Origin of the sequence: Ornithinimicrobium panacihumi (assembly GCF_052073805.1) — a bacterium.
GTDB classification, from domain to species: Bacteria; Actinomycetota; Actinomycetes; order Actinomycetales; family Dermatophilaceae; genus Ornithinicoccus; species Ornithinicoccus panacihumi.
The window spans coordinates 22446-40963 of sequence record NZ_JBQGWG010000006.1 but is presented as its reverse complement, the minus strand read 5'-3'; the positions used below and the strand labels follow the sequence as shown (position 1 = coordinate 40963).

The 18518-nt window shown below is 71.1% G+C and carries 15 protein-coding genes; 4 read left to right on the top strand and 11 right to left on the bottom strand.

Annotated features, from left to right (window positions below; translation table 11 throughout):
- Positions 1 to 19 precede the first annotated feature (19 nt).
- Together ACTMMA_RS07725 and ACTMMA_RS07720 are read left to right on the top strand one after the other, a co-directional pair.
- Complete coding sequence (locus ACTMMA_RS07725; protein WP_441189539.1) at positions 20 to 1036, top strand: LacI family DNA-binding transcriptional regulator; 1017 nt, start codon at positions 20 to 22, stop codon at positions 1034 to 1036.
- A gap of 21 nt (positions 1037 to 1057) precedes the next feature.
- Entirely contained in the window at positions 1058 to 2131 is a 1074-nt protein-coding gene (locus ACTMMA_RS07720) for a glycerophosphodiester phosphodiesterase family protein (RefSeq protein ID WP_441189538.1), read from the top strand.
- Positions 2132 to 2149: 18 nt separating this feature from the next.
- Here ACTMMA_RS07720 and hrpA read toward each other — a convergent pair whose 3' ends face one another.
- From hrpA to ACTMMA_RS07695, 5 genes are all read right to left on the bottom strand, one after another.
- Positions 2150 to 6424 carry an ATP-dependent RNA helicase HrpA gene (gene hrpA / locus ACTMMA_RS07715; protein WP_441189537.1) on the bottom strand — a complete coding sequence of 1425 codons (4275 nt, stop codon included), beginning with the start codon at positions 6422 to 6424 and terminating at the stop codon, positions 2150 to 2152.
- Positions 6425 to 6485: 61 nt separating this feature from the next.
- Entirely contained in the window at positions 6486 to 7001 is a 516-nt protein-coding gene (locus tag ACTMMA_RS07710; RefSeq protein WP_441189536.1) for an AMIN-like domain-containing (lipo)protein, read from the bottom strand.
- A 45-nt stretch (positions 7002 to 7046) separates the two neighbouring features.
- Positions 7047 to 7484: a hypothetical protein gene (locus ACTMMA_RS07705; RefSeq protein WP_441189535.1), complete on the bottom strand. Its 438-nt coding sequence runs from the start codon at positions 7482 to 7484 to the stop codon at positions 7047 to 7049.
- A 75-nt stretch (positions 7485 to 7559) separates the two neighbouring features.
- Positions 7560 to 8807 (bottom strand): DUF445 domain-containing protein, encoded by a 1248-nt coding sequence (locus ACTMMA_RS07700; protein ID WP_441189534.1) that lies wholly within the window; start codon positions 8805 to 8807, stop codon positions 7560 to 7562.
- A 63-nt stretch (positions 8808 to 8870) separates the two neighbouring features.
- Complete coding sequence (locus ACTMMA_RS07695) at positions 8871 to 9614, bottom strand: HpcH/HpaI aldolase family protein (protein ID WP_441189533.1); 744 nt, start codon at positions 9612 to 9614, stop codon at positions 8871 to 8873.
- 133 nt (positions 9615 to 9747) lie between these two features.
- Here ACTMMA_RS07695 and ACTMMA_RS07690 point away from each other — a divergent pair, with 133 nt between their 5' ends.
- Complete coding sequence (locus ACTMMA_RS07690) at positions 9748 to 12168, top strand: hypothetical protein (RefSeq protein WP_441189532.1); 2421 nt, start codon at positions 9748 to 9750, stop codon at positions 12166 to 12168.
- Between the two features lie 27 nt (positions 12169 to 12195).
- On the opposite strand, the gene ACTMMA_RS07685 is transcribed toward ACTMMA_RS07690, so the two are convergent.
- The 6 genes from ACTMMA_RS07685 to ACTMMA_RS07660 all read right to left on the bottom strand — a co-directional run bounded on the left by ACTMMA_RS07685 (position 12196) and on the right by ACTMMA_RS07660 (position 17030).
- The gene (locus ACTMMA_RS07685; protein ID WP_441189665.1) at positions 12196 to 13317 is read right to left on the bottom strand and encodes a PLP-dependent cysteine synthase family protein; all 1122 of its coding nucleotides are present in this window, start codon (positions 13315 to 13317) and stop codon (positions 12196 to 12198) included.
- 283 nt (positions 13318 to 13600) lie between these two features.
- The gene (locus tag ACTMMA_RS07680) at positions 13601 to 14323 is read right to left on the bottom strand and encodes an AIM24 family protein (RefSeq protein ID WP_441189531.1); all 723 of its coding nucleotides are present in this window, start codon (positions 14321 to 14323) and stop codon (positions 13601 to 13603) included.
- Between the two features lie 122 nt (positions 14324 to 14445).
- Positions 14446 to 15471, bottom strand: coding sequence for an endonuclease/exonuclease/phosphatase family protein (locus ACTMMA_RS07675; protein ID WP_441189530.1), 1026 nt, complete (start codon positions 15469 to 15471; stop codon positions 14446 to 14448).
- Positions 15472 to 15538: 67 nt separating this feature from the next.
- Positions 15539 to 15892 carry a winged helix-turn-helix domain-containing protein gene (locus ACTMMA_RS07670; RefSeq protein WP_441189529.1) on the bottom strand — a complete coding sequence of 118 codons (354 nt, stop codon included), beginning with the start codon at positions 15890 to 15892 and terminating at the stop codon, positions 15539 to 15541.
- Positions 15889 to 16341 carry a hypothetical protein gene (locus ACTMMA_RS07665; protein WP_441189528.1) on the bottom strand — a complete coding sequence of 151 codons (453 nt, stop codon included), beginning with the start codon at positions 16339 to 16341 and terminating at the stop codon, positions 15889 to 15891. Before ACTMMA_RS07665 ends, ACTMMA_RS07670 begins: the two co-directional genes overlap by 4 nt.
- 65 nt (positions 16342 to 16406) lie before the next feature.
- The gene (locus ACTMMA_RS07660) at positions 16407 to 17030 is read right to left on the bottom strand and encodes a cation efflux transmembrane domain-containing protein (RefSeq protein ID WP_441189527.1); all 624 of its coding nucleotides are present in this window, start codon (positions 17028 to 17030) and stop codon (positions 16407 to 16409) included.
- Positions 17031 to 17278: 248 nt separating this feature from the next.
- Here ACTMMA_RS07660 and ACTMMA_RS07655 point away from each other — a divergent pair, with 248 nt between their 5' ends.
- Positions 17279 to 18514: a toxic anion resistance protein gene (locus ACTMMA_RS07655; protein ID WP_441189526.1), complete on the top strand. Its 1236-nt coding sequence runs from the start codon at positions 17279 to 17281 to the stop codon at positions 18512 to 18514.
- The last annotated feature ends 4 nt before the right edge of the window (positions 18515 to 18518 follow it).

Here is an 18518-nt window from a genome sequence, read left to right as displayed (position 1 = left end):
GTGTGACACACTGACGCCCATGTCACGCCGGCCCACCATCGGTGATGTCGCCCAGGCGGCCGGCGTCTCCCGCACCACGGTCTCGCACGCACTCCGAGGAATGGGTCAGGTCAACGCCGAGACCCGTCAACGTGTCCTGGACGCGGCGGAACGGCTGGGCTACCGCCCCAGCGCCCGGGCCCGCAGCCTGCGCCTGGGCACGACCAACTCCATCGCCCTGATGTCCTCGATGCCCACGGCCGTGTCGGCCGGGAGCTCGCGCATGGGCTTCTTCACCGAGGTGGCCGCCGCGGCCGCGGAGACAGCGCTGATGCGCGGCTACAGCCTCGTCCTCGTGCCGCCCGCCGAGACCGCGCAGAGCCCGTTCGCCCACGTCGACGTCGACGGCGCGATCCTCGTCGAGCCTCGTGCGGACGACCCCCTCGCCGCGGAGCTCACCGCCCGCTACCTGCCCTTCGTCTCCATCGGCCGCCTCCCCGGGTCGGACGCGCCGCACGTCGAGATGCAGGGCGGGCGGGGTGCGGCCCTGCTCCTGGAGCACCTGCGCGAGCGGGGTGCCCGGACGATCGCGCTGGTGTGCGGGGCCAGCGAGCGCCACTCCTACGTCGACACGCTCCAGGCCTATGCCGACTTCTGCGCGGGGACGGGTCAGGAGCAGGTCGTCGCCCGCATCGACGAGGCCGAGGGCGAGGAGGGAGGGTATGCGGCCACCTCCCAGCTCCTGCAGGCCCACCCCGACCTCGACGGTCTCTGCGTCGTGATCGACGCCCTGGCCACCGGAGCCCTCCGGGCGATCCGGGATGCCGGGCTCCGGGTCCCCGAGGACGTGCTGCTGGCGACCCGCTACGACGGGGTGCGCGCGAAGGTGTCCGAGCCGCCGCTCACCGCGCTCGACCTTCATCTGCCCGAGATCGCCGCTGCGGCAGTGGATCTGCTGCTGCGGACCCTCAAGGGTGAGGCGGGCACGCCGACGTCCGTCATGGCGGAGGAGCCGGGGTTGGTGGCGCGTCGTTCCACCGACGGGCTCCGGCGGTAGCCGAAGCGATAGCGTGCCGGCGTGACCAGTCAGCCGATCGCCGTCACCGCCCTCACCCGGTCCCGCCCCCTCGTCGTGGCGCACAGAGGCGCCAGCGGCTACCGGCCGGAGCAGACGCGGGAGGCCTACACCCTCGCGGCACGTCAGGGGGCCGACCTGCTCGAGCTCGACGTGATCTCGACCGCCGACCACGTCCTCGTCGCCCGCCACGAGAACAACCTCGCCGGGACCACCGACATCGCGACGCGGCCCGAGTTCGCCGCCCGGCGCACCACCAAGGTCGTGGACGGCGAGCGTCAGGACGGATGGTTCACCGAGGACCTCACCCTGGCCGAGCTGCGCACCTTGCGCGCGGTCGAGCGGCTCCCGGACCTGCGCCCGGACAGCGCCGTGCTGGACGGCCAGCTGCCGATCCTCACGGTGGAGGAGGTCTTCGAGCTGCGCGCCGAGCTGGCGGTCGAGCTGGGCCGACCCGTCGGGCTCTACCCGGAGATCAAGCACTCGGCCTACTTCGCCGCCCTCGGCCTGCCGATCGAGCCGGTCCTGGCCGACCTGCTGGCCAGGTTCGACCAGAACCGGTCCGACGGCGACGTGCTCCTGCACGCCTTCGAGCCCAGCAGCCTGGCCACCCTCGCCGACCTCGGCGTGCTGGCCCCCCGGTCCCAGCTCATGTGGAACGGTGGGCGGCCCGCAGACGCCGGTCTCCACGACCCGGACTACGCCTGGTGGTCGAGCCAGGAGGGCCTGGCCGAGCTCGTGCGTCGAGGCGTCAGCGGCATCAGCCCCGATCTGTCGATGGTCGTCTCGGTGAACGAGGACCACTCGATGGGCTCCGACACCGGCCTGGCCGCCCGGGCCCACGAGCAGGGTCTGTGGGTGCACCCCTACACCTTCCGGGCCGAGAACGCCTTCCTCTTCACCGACTTCCGCCGAGGCGACGGGGGGTCCGAGGGGGACGCCACAGCCGGCGACGACCCCGCGGTCAAGGGCGACCTCGCCGGTATGGTCTCGGCTTTCCTCGACGTCGGCATCGACGCGGTGAACACCGACCATCCCGACCTCGCGGTGGCCACGCTCACCCCTCTCACCCCCTGACAGACCCACGACACGTCTTCAGCCTGCCGACGCGTCCTCCGCGGCATCCATCAGGGCGTAGATCCGCTTGGCCGAGACCGGCCCGGCGGTCCCCAGCCGCTGGGCGAAGAGAGAGACCCGCAGCTCCTGCAGCGACCAGACGACGTCGAGCACGTCCGGGTCCTGGCGGCGGTGCGGGGGCAGCTTGTCCAGGAAGGCCGCCAGCTCCTCCTCCACGACCTGCACGTCCTGCATCCGCTCGCGGTCGCGGGGCAGGTCCTGCACGCCCTTGTCGAGCCGCTCGGCCATCGCCCGCAGCCAGACCACCATCCGCGGCAGGCGGGCCCACCCGACCTCGGCCACGAAACCGGGGCGGATCAGCTGGTCGAGCTGCCGGCGCAGGTCGACCGCCATGTCGGCGGCGGCCGGGGTGGTGAGCCGCTGCAGCCGTAGCGACACCTCACGGGCCGTGTCCAGGATCGGCACCAGCGCCTCGACGATCTCCAGCACGCGCGGGACGGTCTGCTGGCGCACGGCGACCAGCGCCGCCTCGAACTGCACCGGCGTGCGCACCGTCGCGCCGGGCAGCCCGGCCACCACGGAGTCGACCGCGGCGGCGAGCGCGTCGTCCAGGAGTGCGGGCACCGACCCGTGCGGGTTGTGGCCCAGGGCCAGTTTCTGCTGGTTGGTGAGCAGCGCCAGCAGCCGCTTCCAGGGCGGGGCCGTGTTGAGCAGCAGCAGCCTGCGGATGCCTCGGCGCGTCTCCCGGTCGGCCTCCGACCGGGTGGCCAGGACGCGCACGTCCACCGCCCCGCCGGTGTCGACCAGCGCAGGGTGACCCTGCACCGTGCGGGGCCCGACCTTCCGCGCGAACGACTCGGGCAGCGGGTCCAGGTCCGCGGGCCAGGTGGTCAGACCTGTCCTCTCCACGCCGGAGGCGGCGGCGGCCATCGTCGTGCGGACGTGGCCGGCCAGCTCGGCCTTCAGCGCCGCCAGGTCCTTGCCCTCGCCCAGCACCTCGATCCGCCCACGAGTCCTGCCCCGCCCCGGACCACCACGCCCTTGCCCACCACGCTCACCGCGCCCAGATCCCTTGCGCCCGTGTGCATTTCCCTGCGCATCTCCGGCAGGCTTGACCGCGCGCTCGACCCGGAAGGTCATCTTCAGATGGTCGGGCACGCGCTCCCACTCCACGTCCGCGGCGTGCACCCGCACCAGTCCGCGGCGGGTCAGCTCCGCAGCCAGCGCCTCGCGGACGGGGAGGGCGCCGACCGAGCCGGCCTGCCGCATACCCTCCAGCGCCGCGCGGGCGTGGTCCGGCGCGGGGACGAAGTTGCGCCGCAGGTCCTTGGGCAGCGCCTTGACCAGCGCGGTGACCAGCTCCTCGTGCATGCCGGGGACCAGCCAGTCGAAGCCGTCCTCCTCGACCTGGTTGAGGACCTCGACCGGCAGGTGCACGGTCACGCCGTCGGCGTCCGCGCCCGGCTCGAACTGGTAGGTCAGCCCGAAGGTCAACTCGCCCTGCGTCCAGCTCGTGGGGAAGGCGTCGCCGCGCACGGCGTCGGCCTGCTCCTGGTTGACCAGCAGGTCCTCGGTGAAGGTCAGCAGCCGCGGGTCCTTGCGCCGCGCATCCTTCCACCAGGTGTCGAAGTGCGTCCCGGAGACGACCTCGGCGGGGATCCGCTGGTCGTAGAACTCCACCAGCGTCTCGTCGTCGACGAGGATGTCGCGCCGCCGCGCCCGCGCCTCGAGCTGCCCGAGCTCCTTGACGAGCTTGCGGTTGGCGTGGAAGAACTCGTGCCGCGTGTCCCAGTCCTCCTCGACCAGCGCGGTGCGGATGAACAGCTCCCGCGCCAGCTCCGGGTCGATCCGGCCGAGGGGCACCTGGCGCCCGGCGACGAGGGGTATGCCGTAGAGCGTCACCCGCTCGTCGGCGACCGCGCTGCCCGCGGACCGGGACCAGCGCGGCTCCGAGTAGGACCGCTTGACCAGGTGCGCCGCCGCGCGCTCGACCCAGGCCGGGTCGATCGCGGCGTTGGTGCGGGCCCACAGGCGGGTGGTCTCGACCAGCTCGGCGGTCATCACCCAGTCGGGGTTCTTGCGGTGCAGCACCGACCCCGGCTGGAGGACGAAGTGGGCGTTGCGGGCGCCCAGGTAGTCCCGTTTGTCCTTGTCGTAGAGCCCGACGTGCGAGAGCAGGCCGGCCAGGAGCGACTGGTGGACGGCGTCGGCGTTCGCCGGGTGGTCGTTGGGCGTCAGGCCGAGGCCCTTGGCCGCCTGGCGCAGCTGGGTGTGCAGGTCCTGCCACTCGCGCACGCGCAGGTAGTGCAGGTGCTCGGCCTTGCAGAGGCGGCGGAAGGCGCTGCCGGAGAGGTCCTTCTGCTGCCGCTGCAGATAGCGCCACAGGTTGAGCAGGACGAGGAAGTCGCTGTCGACGGTGTCCCTGGCGGAGGCGGAGTCAGGGTCCTTGGGTCCACGACCGTCAGCGCCCTGGACGCGGACGGGTGCGCCGGTGCGGCCGTCGCCACGCTGCCCGTCCCGGCCACCGCGACCGCCCTCCCCGCGCGGGACTCCCCCGACCTTGCGGAACCGTGCGTGCAGCTGGTCGGCGTGCGCCTGGTTGTCGGCCGGCCGCTCCCGCACGTCCTGGATCGAGAGCGCCGAGACGATGACCAGGACCTCCTTGAGCGCGCCGTGCCGCTCGGCCTCGACCAGCATCCGGGCCAGGCGCGGGTCGACCGGCAGCGCCACGATCGCCCGGCCGTAGGGGGTGATCCGCTTGCGCGGCAGATGAGCGGGGGCCTCGGGGTCGATGGCCTGGAGCTCGGTGAGGAGCCGCACGCCGTCGGTGATCTGCCGCGCGTCGGGCGGCTCGATGAACGGGAAGCGCTCGATCTGCCCCAGCCCCAGGCTGGTCATCTGCAGGATGACGCTGGCCAGGTTGGTCCGCAGGATCTCGGGGTCGGTGAACTCCGGGCGCGAGAGGAAGTCCTCCTCGCTGTAGAGCCGGATCGCGATGCCGTCCGCGAGCCGTCCGCACCGCCCGGAACGCTGGTTGGCCGAGGCCTGGCTGATCGGCTCGATCGGCAGCCGCTGCACCTTGAGCCGCTGGCTGTAGCGGCTGATCCGAGCCGTCCCGGTGTCGATGACATAGCGGATCCCGGGCACCGTCAGCGAGGTCTCGGCCACGTTGGTCGACACCACGATCCGTCGTCCCGCGTGCCGGGAGAAGACGCGGTGCTGCTCGGCCGCGGAGAGACGGCCGTAGAGCGGCAGGATCTCGGTGGCGGGGAGCCGCATACCCTCCAGGGCGTCGACCACGTCGCGGATCTCCCGCTCGCCGGAGCAGAACACGAGCACGTCCTCCCCGCGCCCGTCGCGTCCGGAGGCCTCGGTCCACAGCTCCTCGACGGCCTCGACCACGCCGGTGACCTGGTCGACCTCGATCTGGGTCGCCTCGCCCTGCTTCGTCGGCGGGCCCTCGCGCAGCAGGGGGCGGTAGCGGACCTCCACCGGGTAGGTCCGCCCCGACACCTCGATGACGGGGGCCGGCCTGCCCTCGGCATCGGCGAAGTGCTCGGCGAAACGCTGCACGTCGATCGTCGCCGAGGTGATGATCACCTTCAGGTCGGGCCGCCGGGGCAGCAGCTGGCGCAAGTAGCCGAGGATGAAGTCGATGTTGAGACTGCGCTCGTGCGCCTCGTCGATGATCAGGGTGTCGTAGCGCCGCAGCATCCGGTCGTGCTGGAGCTCCGAGAGCAGGATGCCGTCGGTCATGACCTTCACGAGCGTGTCGTCGCGCGACTCGTCGGTGAAGCGGACCTGGTAGCCGACCAGGGTGCCCAGCTGCGCGCCGAGCTCCTCGCTGAGGCGTTCGGCGACCGACCTCGCGGCGATCCTGCGGGGCTGTGTGTGGCCGATCATGCCCTCGACGCCGCGCCCGAGCTGCAGGCAGATCTTGGGCAGCTGGGTGGTCTTGCCCGAGCCGGTCTCGCCGGCGACGATCACGACCTGGTGGTCGCGGATCGCCTCGCGCAGCTCGTCGCGCCGCTCACTGACCGGCAGGTCGGCCGGGAAGCTGATCGACTCCGGTGCGGGGAGGGCGGCCCTGCGGGCCTCACGACGCTCCTGCCAGCGGGTATGCGGTCGCCCGCCTCTCCCGTCGCGTGTCCCTCGGTCCCGTCCCCCTCTGTCCCGTCCCGCTCGGTCCCGTCCCCCGCCGTTCCGGACGCCTCCGTCACGCCGCGGCCTGCGTGATCCCCGGCCGCGTGGGCGCTCGCCCGGGGTGCGGGCGGGGTCGGGATTTTCAGGCACGTCTTCCACTGTACGAGCAGGGCGCAAGCGGATTGGAATCCGCGACGGGTCTGCGAACGCGTCAGGGGTGCTGGACGTCGATGACGATCCGCGACGGGTCGGAGAGGGCGAAGACGCGGTAGGCCGTCTGCTCGGTCAGGCCCAGGACGATCTGCTGCTGACCCTCGAAGAGCCCGCCGAAGACGACCTCCTCGACGACGGTGCTCCCGCCGGGGACGGGGTCGCCCGCGTAGCGCTCCGGCGAGTCCACGATCCAGTCGATCCCCCTGACCCCTAGCTGGAGATAGGTCTGCCCCGCGACGTCGAGCGGCTCCCCCGTCGGGTCGTGGAAGACCTGGTCGGTGAACGCGGCGTACCACCCCAGCCCCACCTCGTCGCCGGTCAGGTCGAGCACCACCCGGTCGAACCCGTCATGCGTGCCCGTGCGGACCCCGGTGATCTCCTGGGCGTCGCCGATGGTCGCTGCCCCAACCTCGGAGGTCCCCGTGTCCTCGGGCGCCTCAGGGGCGTCGTCGGTCGTCTCCTGCCCGTCCTCGGCCGATGTCTCCTCGACCGTCTCGTCTTCCGACTGGGGCACGCCGGAGTAACGCGGCGACCGTGCCACCCTGTGGCGCCGCGCTTCTCAGGCTGCACCGTGCCGGGACAGGAGCGCGGAGGCGACCGGAAGAGGAGTGACCCCCGCCGAGGTCACGAGGAAGGTGCCGAGGAGTCGGATCCCGGTGCGACCGCATACCTCGATCGCATGTTGATGGAGGGCACGGTCGGCGTCGGTGACCGACCCCCAGTGGCGCACGATGGAGAGCACCACCGAGGCGACCTCCGGCACCTCCCCGGTGATCTCCAGCATCCGCTCCACCGTGAACGAGAGCTCGTCGGGGTCGGGGATGTCGCCGACGAAGACCGGTTGGGCGAGCGTGTCGTCGCGGCGGCAGAGCAGCAGGCTGAGCCCGCCCTTCATCCGGTCCTGGTCGGTGACGCACAGGTCGAGAAGGTCGGCGGCGAGCACCTGGTCGCTCAGTGGTCGGGTGGGCCAGTCGTCAGGGACGTCTTCGAAAGTCATGCCGGAAGACTGCCGAAAAAGCCCTCCCCGGCGCAGAAGTTGTCCACAGGCCCCCTCCTGGAGGCTTGACCGGTGTCAGAGGAACTGCGACAGCGTGTGGATCACCAGGCCCACCAGGGCACCGACGATCGTGCCGTTGAGGCGGATGAACTGCAGGTCGCGGCCGACGTGCAGCTCGATCTTGTCCGAGGCCTCGCACGCGTCCCACCGCTTGATCGTGGAGGAGATGACCGAGGTCAGCTCGGGGCCGTAGCGGGAGACGAGCCCCACCACGGTGTCCGCGCTCCAGGCGTCGAGGCGGGCGCGCAGCCCGTCGTCCTCCACGACCCGCCGGCCCAGCGCCGCCAGCTCGGTGGCGATGCGGGTCCGCAGGTGGCCGTTGGGGTCGTCGAGCGCCTCCAGGATCGCCGAGCGCAGCGTCTCCCCCAGCCGGACGCCGGTGGCGCTGACCTGGGGGTGGTCCAGCAGGCGCTCCTTGAGCGACTCGAAGCGCTCGCTGGTGCGCGGGTCGTGCTGGAGGTCGCGGCCCAGCTCGGAGAGGTAGTCGTCGACGGCCCGGCGGAGCTTGTGCTCCGGGTCGTCCTTGACGTCGCGCGCCCAGCGCACCGCCTCCTGGTAGACCCGTCGGGTGACCTGGTCGTTGACCCAGGCGGGCGCCCACGCGGGCGCGCGCGAGCGGATGATGTCCTCGACCTGGTCCTGGTGGAGGGACAGCCAGGCGTGCAGCTCGCGGACCGCGAGGTCGACGAGTCCGTGGTGCGAGCCGTCCTCCACGACGCGCTCGAGCAGGTGGCCGGCGACCGGCGACAGCGGCTCCTTGCGGGCCTTGGGGATGATCACCTCGTCGACGAGGGTCCGCAGCTCGTGCTCGTCGATGCGCTCGATGCCGCGGCGCAGGAAGGGCACGGCCTCGGCGACGATCCGCTCGGCGTTCTCGGGGCGCCCGAGCCACTCCCCGAGCCTGCGCACCACCTGGGCGTCGAGGAACTTGTCGCGCAGGACGGCCGGCGTCAGGAAGTTCTCGGTGACGAACTGCTCGAGGCTCGCGCCCAGGTCGTCCTTGCGCTTGCGCACCAGTGCCGTGTGCGGGATCTTCAGCCCCAGGGGGTGCCTGAAGAGGGCCGTCACGGCGAACCAGTCGGCGAAGGCGCCCACCATGCCGGCCTCCGAGGCCGCGTTGACGTAGCCCCAGACCCCGTCCCGCCCGTGGGTGAGGACGTAGATGATCGCCATGACGACCAGGAGCCCGGTCGCCACGAACCGCATCCGGCGCAGCCCTGCGCGGCGGTCCTCGTCGGTGATCCGGATGGTGCTCTCTGCCACGTGGTGCTCCTGGTGCTGCGATGTGCCGTGCGGCCAGCAGGTGCAAGCCCCCGGAGGACCAGACTATTCCGAGGAGCTGTCGGTGGCGATCTCCGGCGAGCGGGAGCCGCGGTCGCCGAACCGCTGCGCGAGACCGGCCTCGAGGCAGCCCAGGTCGGTCTCCACCGCGACGAGCTGCAGCGGCGGGAGGAGCGGGGTGAGCGTCGGGGAGCCGCTGAAGCAGCCGGTGATCTTGCCGGCCCGCTCGACCGTGGCCCGCACCTCGTCGATCGCCGTGATCACCTGCGGATCCCGAACCTCGGGTGCGCCCAGGCTCAGGGTCAGGTCGTACGGTCCGACGAAGATCCCGTCCACGCCCTCCACCGCCACGATCTCCTCGCGCGCGGCCAGCCCGGCGGCGGTCTCGACCATCGGGAGCAGGAGCGGCGGGTCCTGGTGCGTGATCCGTGCGGAGCGCGAGAGCCCGAGGCTGCGACGACCTCGAGGGGGCGGGTATGCGGCCGCCACCAGCTCTCGTGCCTGCTCACCCGACTCGACGGTCGGCACGATCACACCGTCCACGCCGGAGTCGAGGATGGCCCCGATGTGGGCAGGATCGTGGGAGGCGGCCCTGGCCACGACGGGCAACGAGGTGGCTCGGGCGAGGGGCGCCAGGTCGTGGACACCGAGGCTGCCGTGCTGGAGGTCGACCGCGATCCAGTCGACGGCGTCAAGGCTCACCAGCTCCAGGCCATCGGCGGACAGGAAGGTCAGCCACAGGCCGGCGAGCTCCGTCTGACTGCCGAGCCCTGCCGCGAATGTCCTCACAGCCCGGAGCCTACTCCCGCCCGAGGGGGTTCGCTGAGAGCGGAATGTCGACCCTTGACCTGTCGGACATATGTTCTATTATTGAGGGGACGTCGCAGGTAGAAGCATCGATCAAGGGGAGGGGAGGGTCACGATGTCTGAGCTGACGCTGAGCGAAGTCCTTCCACCAGAGAGCGAGTCCTCCCCCGGTGAGCGGTTCCTGCGCACCCTGCTGACGAAGAAGGTGCCACGCCTGGAGATCTCGTATGACGGCGTGTCCCAGGATCACGCGCCCGACGAGTCACCAGCCGACGCTCCAGCCTCCCCGATGGGTCGCCTTCGTCAGGCCCTCGCGGACCTGGGTGTAGCCCCGCACGCCCAGGAGTGGTTCGCCATGGCGGCACAGACCGCGGGTGCGCTCGAATCGGGCCTGGACCTGGATACCCTCCCCGCCGGCACCTCCGAGACCCGTGTGTCCGAGACCAGCGTCGGGGCGCCGGACCGGAGCGCCCTCGTCGCGGCCGGCTCCCGGGTCCTTGACCGGTTCGGCGCGCTCACCGCCCTCCGTTCCCATCTCGATGCCACGCTCGTGCGCACGGCGCGCGAGCTGTCCCTGCGCACGGGCCGGGTGCTGCTCGCCGACCGTGGCCTGGCCGCCCCTTCGGAGATGACGGCTACCGCGCGCAAGCGTTGGCTCTCGCGGTGCCGGAGCACCGCGGCCGCCGAGATCACCGCGTTCACCGGCCTGGGCCAGGGCGAGGCTCGCGACCTTGTCACCCTGGCCACCACTCCCGCTGACGTCTCCGACACCGTGGCCACGGCCATGGACCACGGCGTGGTGCCGTGGAGCCTCGCCCGCCCCTACTACCGGGCCAGCGCCGAGCTCCCCCACGAGGACGCCGCCCACGTGGCCGACGTGCTGTTCGGCTCCGACCCCGGCACCGTCGCGCCCGAGCGGCTCGACCCGGAGGGACGCCTCAAGGACGAGCCGTGGAACCACCAGGAGTTCCGCAAGGCCTTGGACCGCGAGATCCAGGCGGTCAGGTCGCGAGACCAGGATGCCGCCCGGGAGGCCCGCGAGCGAGCCCGGGAGTCGCGCGACCTCATCGTCCGGCTCAACTCCGACGGCACGGGGCAGGTCATCATTGGGTGCACCGCCACCCAAGCCACCGCGACCAAGGACCGGGTCGAGCGGGGTGCCCGGCTCGCCCGCCACGGCGGTGACGAGCGCACCCTGGGCCAGCTGCGCAGCGATCTGGCGATGAGCCTCCTGCTGCACTCCACCCTCAACCTGCCCGAGCTGCCCACCGATCCCGACCTGGTGACCACCGAGCACACCGATCAGATGACGAAGGTGCTGCTTGCGCTGCCCAGCGCCGTGCTCAACGTGGTGGTCCCCTACTCCGCCCTCCTCCACGACCCAAACCAGCCCCTCCCCGACTTCGCTCGCACCGGAACGAGCATCGGGGACGAGCCACCTCGCGACCCGGATGGTCCGCCACCCCACCCAGACACGCCGTCGACCGACCCCGATGGTCTCCCTTCCGCCTCGCCGGGCCGCTCCCCCGACCACTCCGATCCAGCCATCGCGACGGCCAGGGAGACGGTCTCTCGCATCCTGAGCGACGGCGGAGATCTCTTCACCGTCAGAGCAGCTGCCGAGGCCGGCCTGTACTCACCTCCGGAGACCCTGGCCGTCGGCGAGACGCTCGGGGTCAAGCCCTACTTCCTGACACCCGACGAGGTTCGGGACCTCGCGCTGCAACCCGGCACGATCATGTATCGACTCCTCACCGACCAGGCCGACGGCAGATGCGTCGAGCGCACGGTGGACAGCTATGCCCCGGACGGCCTGATGCGGGCCCAGATCCATGCGGCCGACGTCACCTGCCGAGCACCGGGGTGCGTCCAACATGCCAGCTACGCCCAGCTCGACCATGTCCTGGAATGGCCAGAGGGCCCGACCGCCGAGCCCAACCTGCAGACGGCGCACGAGGGCCATCACCACCTCAAGACGTGCAAGGCGTGGCGGGCGGTGATGGATCCCAGCGACCGGACAGTGACGTGGACGACCCTCCTGGGCCGCATCTACCGGACCCGGGTCCACGACTACCGGCAGTACACCCGCCTCTACAACGACGCTCTCGCCCGCATCGAGAAGCGCATCCGGGCCGTGCTGGACGACCCGGCGGCATCCGAAGCCACCCGGAAGCACGCCCGCAGCGACGCCATCGACCAGGCGGTCATCGAGGCCTTGTCCTGGCGCGACCCCCGACAACGGCTCAGCGGGGAGGACGAGGAGGAGGCCGGCGACCGCAGGTTCGAGGGCTGGGCCACGACGATCCTCACCCACACCTCCCCCGACGGCCGTCGACGCACCGGTCCGCTCCCGGAGACGCTGGAGGCCGAGCGAGCCCGTCAGCGTGAGCGCGCGGAGACGCCGGCCACCACAGAGGGAGCAGTCACGGCAGGCGAGGCAATCACGGCAGACGAGGCAGGCACGGCAGACGAGGCAGGCACGGCAGATGACCGGCCGGACGGGACTGTCTCACCGAGCGACGACGATGCGAGCTAGGACACGACTCCGTCGTCCCGACGGAGGTCACCGAGCCTCGGCAGCTCCCTCTGACCAGACCTCCTCGGCCCAGACCCCCGTCTCCCACGCCCGCTCCAGCACCTCCAGGTAGGGCTCGAGCACCCAACCGCGCTCCCCCGCCCACTCGTCGCAGCAGTAGGTGTCGGCATACCGGCTCCCGTCGTCGCACAGGAGCGTCACGATCGAGCCGACCTCCCCCGCAGCCCGCATCTCGCACGCGAGCCGGAGCACCGCATACAGAGAGGTCCCCGTGGACGGACCGCACGACAGACCGGTCCGCTCACCCAGGAAGCGCATCGCCGCCACGGACGCCGCGTCGGGCACGCCGCACATCCGGTCCACGACCCCCGGGATGAAGCTCGGCTCCACCCGCGGGCGGCCGATCCCCTCGATCCGCGACCCGCACGGGCGATAACCGTCCAGCTCCCCGAGGAAGCCGGGCAGGAAGGCAGACCCCTCCGGGTCCACCACGCACAGCTGGGTCGCGTGCCCCCGGTAGCGCACGTAGCGCCCGATCGTCGCCGACGTCCCACCCGTGCCGGCGCCCACGACGATCCAGCTCGGCACCGGGTGCGGCTCAAGCTCCATCTGGTGGAAGATCGACTCGGCGATGTTGTTGTTGCCGCGCCAGTCCGTGGCGCGCTCGGCGTAGGTGAACTGGTCGATGAAGTAGCCGTCATACTCCAGCGCCAGCTCCCGGCTGACGTCGTAGACCGCGGACGGGTCGTCGACCAGGTGGCAGCTGCCGCCCTCCTGCTCGATGAGGTGGATCTTCTCCGGGCTCGTGTCCCGGTGCATGACCGCGACGAAGGGCAGGCCCAGCATGCGGGCGAAGTGCGCCTCGCTCACCGCCGTCGACCCCGAGCTGGCCTCGATGATCGTCGTCCCCTCGTGGATGTAGCCGTTGCACAGCGCGTAGAGGAACAGCGAGCGCGCGAGCCGGTGCTTCAGGCTCCCTGTCGGATGGGTCGACTCGTCCTTGAGGTAGATGTCGACGTCCCACCCGGCCGGCAGATCGAGCTTGATCAGATGCGTGTCGGCGCTGCGGTTGGCGTCGGCGCGCAGCTTGCGCACCGCCTCGTCGGTCCAGGCCCGGTCCGTGGGGCGGGGCGGGCGGCGGTCGGTCAGGGGCGCGACCGTGGAGGGTGCTTCGGTCGGGGGCGCGACGGTGCGCTGCAGATCGGTGGCCACGGTCCCGACGCTACCCTCTTCCGCCGCGGCCCGACCCACCACTGTCGGCGGCGTGCTCGGTCAGGGCTGTGCGTAGGAGATTGGCGGCCATCGTGCCCGCCGTGCCCGCCCCCAGGATCAGGAGCTTTCTCATGCCCCAATATAGGCCCGGGGGTATGTGGTTGGGCGCGTTTTCGGGTCAGTGTGACCGACCAGACACCTCACCTCACCTCACGGCACCTCAGCCACCGAACAGGTCCCCCAGCCCGCTGCCGCCGCGGCGCTCGCCGGCACCTGTCGGCCCGGCGTTCTCGGCCGGCTGGACGAGGACGTGCCCGTGGCCGGTGAAGGCCATCTGGATCATCTCGCCGGTGCCACCCCGCAGCATGGAGCCGAGCCCACCGCTGTCGACGCGCAGGTCCATCCGCACCCCGCCGGTCCAGAGCACCACCGCCTGGGCGTCGCCGAAGGTCGGCGCCGACGCGACGTCGAGGGCGACGGGATCGCCCTTGGTGGTGACCGCCACATACCCCGTGCCGCGCAGCGAGACGTTGAACAGGCCGCCGGCCATCATGCCGCCGCGCGCCGAGACCCGGTGGATGTCCCACTGGATCGAGGAGCTGAACGCGAGGACGTTGGCGCCGTTGACCGACACCATGTCGTCCTCGAGGTAGAGGATCTGCACGTCGGAGGCGTCGTCGGCGAGGAAGAGCTCACCCTGCCCCGTGCACTCCATCATGGCCACGCCCTCGCCGGTCACCGCGGACTTGAGCATCTTGTTGAGCCCGCCGGAGCCGCGGTTGGCGAAGCGGATGTCCCCCTGGTAGGCCACCATGCTCCCCAGCCGCGCCATGACCGGCCCGTAGTCCATCCGGACCTTGAGCATCTTGCTGCTCTGCCGGACGAACTGGTCCCGCGCCTCGGTCTCCTTGAACTCCTCGAACAGCGATCCGTGGATGGCCATGCCCTGCTCCCCTCGTGCGTGCCTGATGCGTCGAGAGCTCGACACCTTGAGTATGCGGCCGCGCGCCCCCGCGCGTCAGGCCGGGCCCGGTGAATTCTCGGGTCAGGTCAGGACAGGTCGGGTCAGGCAGGGCGGTGCCGGAAGCGCGCCCGGACGATGCCGTGATCACCCGTGCCACGCGCCTTGTGGTCCTCCTCGTCCAGGTGGTCGTTGTAGATCACCAGCCCGTCGAAGAGCCACCGCCGTCGGCGCGAGTGGTCGTAGAGCTGCTCCGAGACGAGCACGTGGTCCAGCGACTCGCGCATGTCCTGGAAGACGTGGGTGTAGTAGACGTCGCGGGTGTCGCGATACTCCTGCAGCGTCTGCCCGGCGTAGAGCCCGTTGTCCGCCCCGCCGACCGAGCCACCGACCAGGTAGCGAGGCTGCTCGGTGAGGATGTTGAGCGTGTTGGACGACTGGCCGTCGTTGAGGTCGCCCAGCACGATCACCGGCGTGGTGGTGCCCTTCAGCTCGGCGGTGAGCAGCACCCGCAGCGCCGCCGCCTCGGCGGTGCGCCGGATCGTGGCCAGGGCCGCACCCAGGGCGGTGGCGTGCGGCTGGAAACGCTCGCGCTCAGCCGCATACCAGCCCTCCTTCCACAGCTGGGTCGGCGCCTTGGACTTCAGGTGCGCGACGTAGACGGCGATCGCCTCCTCGTCCTCGCGCGGCTGGATCTCGAAGCGCAGGACCGGCCTGGAGAAGCCGCGGATGCCGACCGAGATCTCCGGCGTCTGCGGGTCGTCCCCGGACGACTCAAGCCGCAGGTCGTCGGGGAAGTCCTCGATCCACCGCGCCGACCCGGGCACCAACAGACCGGACCGCACCAGCGCCCCGCAGACGATCTTGGCCCCCGTCGCTGGCTCGGCCAGCAGGTCGTACTCCCCCTCCGACCCCGCCGACCGCACCACCTCCGCCAACGCCTCCGCGTGCCACAGCTCCTGAACGCCCACCACGTCGGGCGCGAGGTCGCGCAGCAGCCGTCCCGTCCAGGCGACCTTGGCCGCATACTCCTCCTCGGTCCAGCCGCCCGCGTCGCGGTACATCGGCCCGCCCGGCAGGTTGAGGTTGTAGAGGTTGAAGGTCGCCACGCTGAAGGTCGTGAGGTTCATCGCTCCCCCGCTCGATCGGTCCGTCTCGAGATCACGTCCAGCATGGCAGCAAGGACTGACAGCGCGGCTAGCTTCTCCGCAGTCCTTCCACGATGCGGTCGAGCGCGGCGAGATGGCTCTGGTACGCGGCTCTCCCGCGCCTGGTCAGCCGATAGGTCGTCCGGGGCGTCTTGCCCTCGAAGGCCTTCGACACGGCGAGATAGCCAGCATCCTCCAGGATCGTGGCGTGCTTGGTGAGCAGGGCGTAGCTCAGGCCCATCTCCTCACGGAGCGTCTGGTAGTCGGCGCTGTCGACGCTGGCCAGGGCGCTCATCAGGGTGAGCCGGACCGGCGAGTGCACCAGGTCGTCCAGCGCGGCCCGCGCCTGGGCCAGGGTGGGGCGACCCTGACCCGGCGGCGACAGGGACCGGGCTTTCGTCACCGTGCCCCCGCCCGGGCCAACCGCCACCCCACGACGGCCAGTGGCGCGAAGGCCAGCGCCGACACGGCGGTCGTGAGCGGCCAGCCCACGTCGTGCTCACCCTGGGCGATCCAGAACCAGCCCGCCACGGTCGCCACGAGGAAGGCCCAAGCCCCGGCGAGAAGCGCGGCGCGCCGATGACCCCGCGGGTGTACCCCCTCCGCCCCCCGCCGCTGCAGGCCGAGCCAGGCGAGCCCGAAGATCATCAGGAAGAGCAGGGCGAACCGCAGGATCCCGCCCCACTCGAACGCCAGCGCCTGGAAGAGCACGGCATGCCCCACGAAGAGCACGAGCGCCAGGACCATTACCCACCAGCCCTCCGCCGCGCTGACCCCGGACGTCCCCCTCCCGTCAGACCTCCCCTGGGCCGACGCGGAGCTGAACCTTCCCTCGGACGTGGAGTGCCTCATACCCGGACCATAGCCGTGACTCAACGATTCGTAAAGTGCACGACGAAACGACCATGACTCGACGTCTAGTCGTCCTCGACGTCCTCGCCCGCCAGCGCCTTCGCCGCCAACCTCTCCTCGGTGGCCACCTCCCAGACCTCCTTGGCCGCGCTGACGTTGACGACGACGATGATCACGCCGAGCACGATGTCCGGCCACCCGCTGTCGGTCAGCCAGGTCAGCACGCCCATCCCGATGATCGCCAGGTTGACGATGATGTCGTTGCGCGCGGTGACGAAGGCTGCGGTCGTCATCGACCCGCCGTGGTGCCGGATCCCGGACAGCAGCCAGGCGCACACGCCGTTGACCACGACGGCTCCACCGGCGGTGAGGACCAGCGACAGGACGTCGGGCGGGCTCGGGTCGCCAGCCTTGGCGAAAGCCGCCCAGGCCGCCGCGACCGCGGGCACCAGGATGATCCCGGCCATCACCTTGCCGGCGAGCGCACGCCTGGCCAGCGGCCACCCGAGCGCGAGGAAGATCAGCAGGTTGACCGCCGTGTCCTCCAGGAAGTCCACGCTGTCGGCCAGCAGCGCCACGGACGCGATGGACAGCGCGACGACGACCTCCACCCAGAAGTAGCCGAAGTTGAGCCCGGCCACCGTCAGCACGGTGCGCCGCAGCTTTTCCCTGGGTATGTGGTCGCTCACCGCAGCATTCTCCCCCTCCACACCTCTCCCTGGGCCACCCCACGCCTCCTCACGCCTCCTCACGACCCTGCCGAGATCCGCCCGTGTCCTCCTTCTGGTGGGCATCCCCCGTGTGCGAGGGTGGAACCCGCGACACAATGGGACCGTCAGTGCAGACTGAGGGTCCGACAGCCGTGAGGACCCTCGCCACCAGCAGGTCCTCCACCAGGGGGCCAGGCCGCCCACGCGACCCGAGGAGAAGAACCACGATGTCCGACCAGCCGCAGCAGCTCGCCGCGCCCCAGCCCCTCGAGGCCCCGTTGACCCTGACCGCCCCGGCCCCGCCGCAGCCGGTCGCCGAGACGGCCGCCCCGAAGATGGCGCCGCAGGTCGCCGCCGAGGCGGTGCCGGCCCTGGACAAGAAGGTCGAGGAGTTCCTCCACGGCCTGACCCAGACCGAGACCAAGAGCCCGGAGTTCGCCAAGCGCGCCGCCGACGTGCGCACGATGGGTGACGCCGAGATCCGCGCCGCCGCCGAGACCTCCAACCGGCTGCTCAAGTCGCCGGTGCGCGCGCTGCACGAGGGCGGCATCTCCAAGGAGTCCAAGGTCGGCCGCACCCTGATGGAGCTGCGCCGCACCGTCGAGGACCTCGACCCGGCCGACGCCAAGGGCACCAAGAAGTTCCTCGGGATGATCCCGTTCGGGGACCGCCTGCGCGACTACTTCCGCAAGTACGAGTCGGCCGAGAAGCACCTGGACGGCATCCTGCACGCGCTGCGCTCCGGCCAGGACGAGCTGTCCAAGGACAACGCCGCGCTCAACCTGGAGAAGCAGCAGCTCTGGGACACCATGGGCCGCCTCAACCAGTACGTCTACATCGCCGAGCAGCTCGACGCCAAGGTGTCCGCGCACGTCGCGCAGCTGGAGGAGACCGACCCGGAGTCGGCCAAGGCGATGCGTGAGGACGTCCTGTTCTACGTGCGCCAGAAGCACCAGGACCTGCTCACCCAGCTGGCGGTGTCGATCCAGAACTACCTGGCCATCGACATCATCATGAAGAACAACATCGAGCTGATCAAGGGTGTCGACCGGGCCTCGACCACGACGGTCAGCGCGCTGCGCACCGCCGTCCTGGTCGCCCAGGCGCTGAACAACCAGAAGCTCGTCCTGGACCAGATCACCGCGCTCAACACCACGACCAGCGACATGATCCAGCGCACCTCGGAGATGCTGCGCGACAACTCGGTCGCCATCCAGGAGCAGGCCGCCTCCTCGACCCTGGGCCTGGAGCAGCTGCAGGCCGCCTTCGCCAACATCTACGAGACGATGGACGCGATCGACGCCTTCCGCTCCCAGGCGCTGGACAACATGGCCCAGACCATCGGGGTCCTGGAGGGCGAGGTCGCCAAGAGCCAGGACTACCTGGAGCGGGCCAAGAAGACCGACATCCGCCTGGCCGGCGGCTCCCTCGACCTGGGTGACACTTCCGGCACCGGACGCTGACCGT

Coding starts and splice junctions, on each gene's coding strand:
- ACTMMA_RS07725 (WP_441189539.1), top strand. CDS start 20: ATGTCACGCCGGCCCACCATCGGTGATGTCGCCCAGGCGGCCGGCGTC.
- ACTMMA_RS07705 (WP_441189535.1), bottom strand. CDS start 7,484: ATGACTTTCGAAGACGTCCCTGACGACTGGCCCACCCGACCACTGAGC.
- ACTMMA_RS07690 (WP_441189532.1), top strand. CDS start 9,748: ATGTCTGAGCTGACGCTGAGCGAAGTCCTTCCACCAGAGAGCGAGTCC.
- ACTMMA_RS07680 (WP_441189531.1), bottom strand. CDS start 14,323: ATGGCCATCCACGGATCGCTGTTCGAGGAGTTCAAGGAGACCGAGGCG.
- ACTMMA_RS07675 (WP_441189530.1), bottom strand. CDS start 15,471: ATGAACCTCACGACCTTCAGCGTGGCGACCTTCAACCTCTACAACCTC.
- ACTMMA_RS07665 (WP_441189528.1), bottom strand. CDS start 16,341: ATGAGGCACTCCACGTCCGAGGGAAGGTTCAGCTCCGCGTCGGCCCAG.
- ACTMMA_RS07655 (WP_441189526.1), top strand. CDS start 17,279: ATGTCCGACCAGCCGCAGCAGCTCGCCGCGCCCCAGCCCCTCGAGGCC.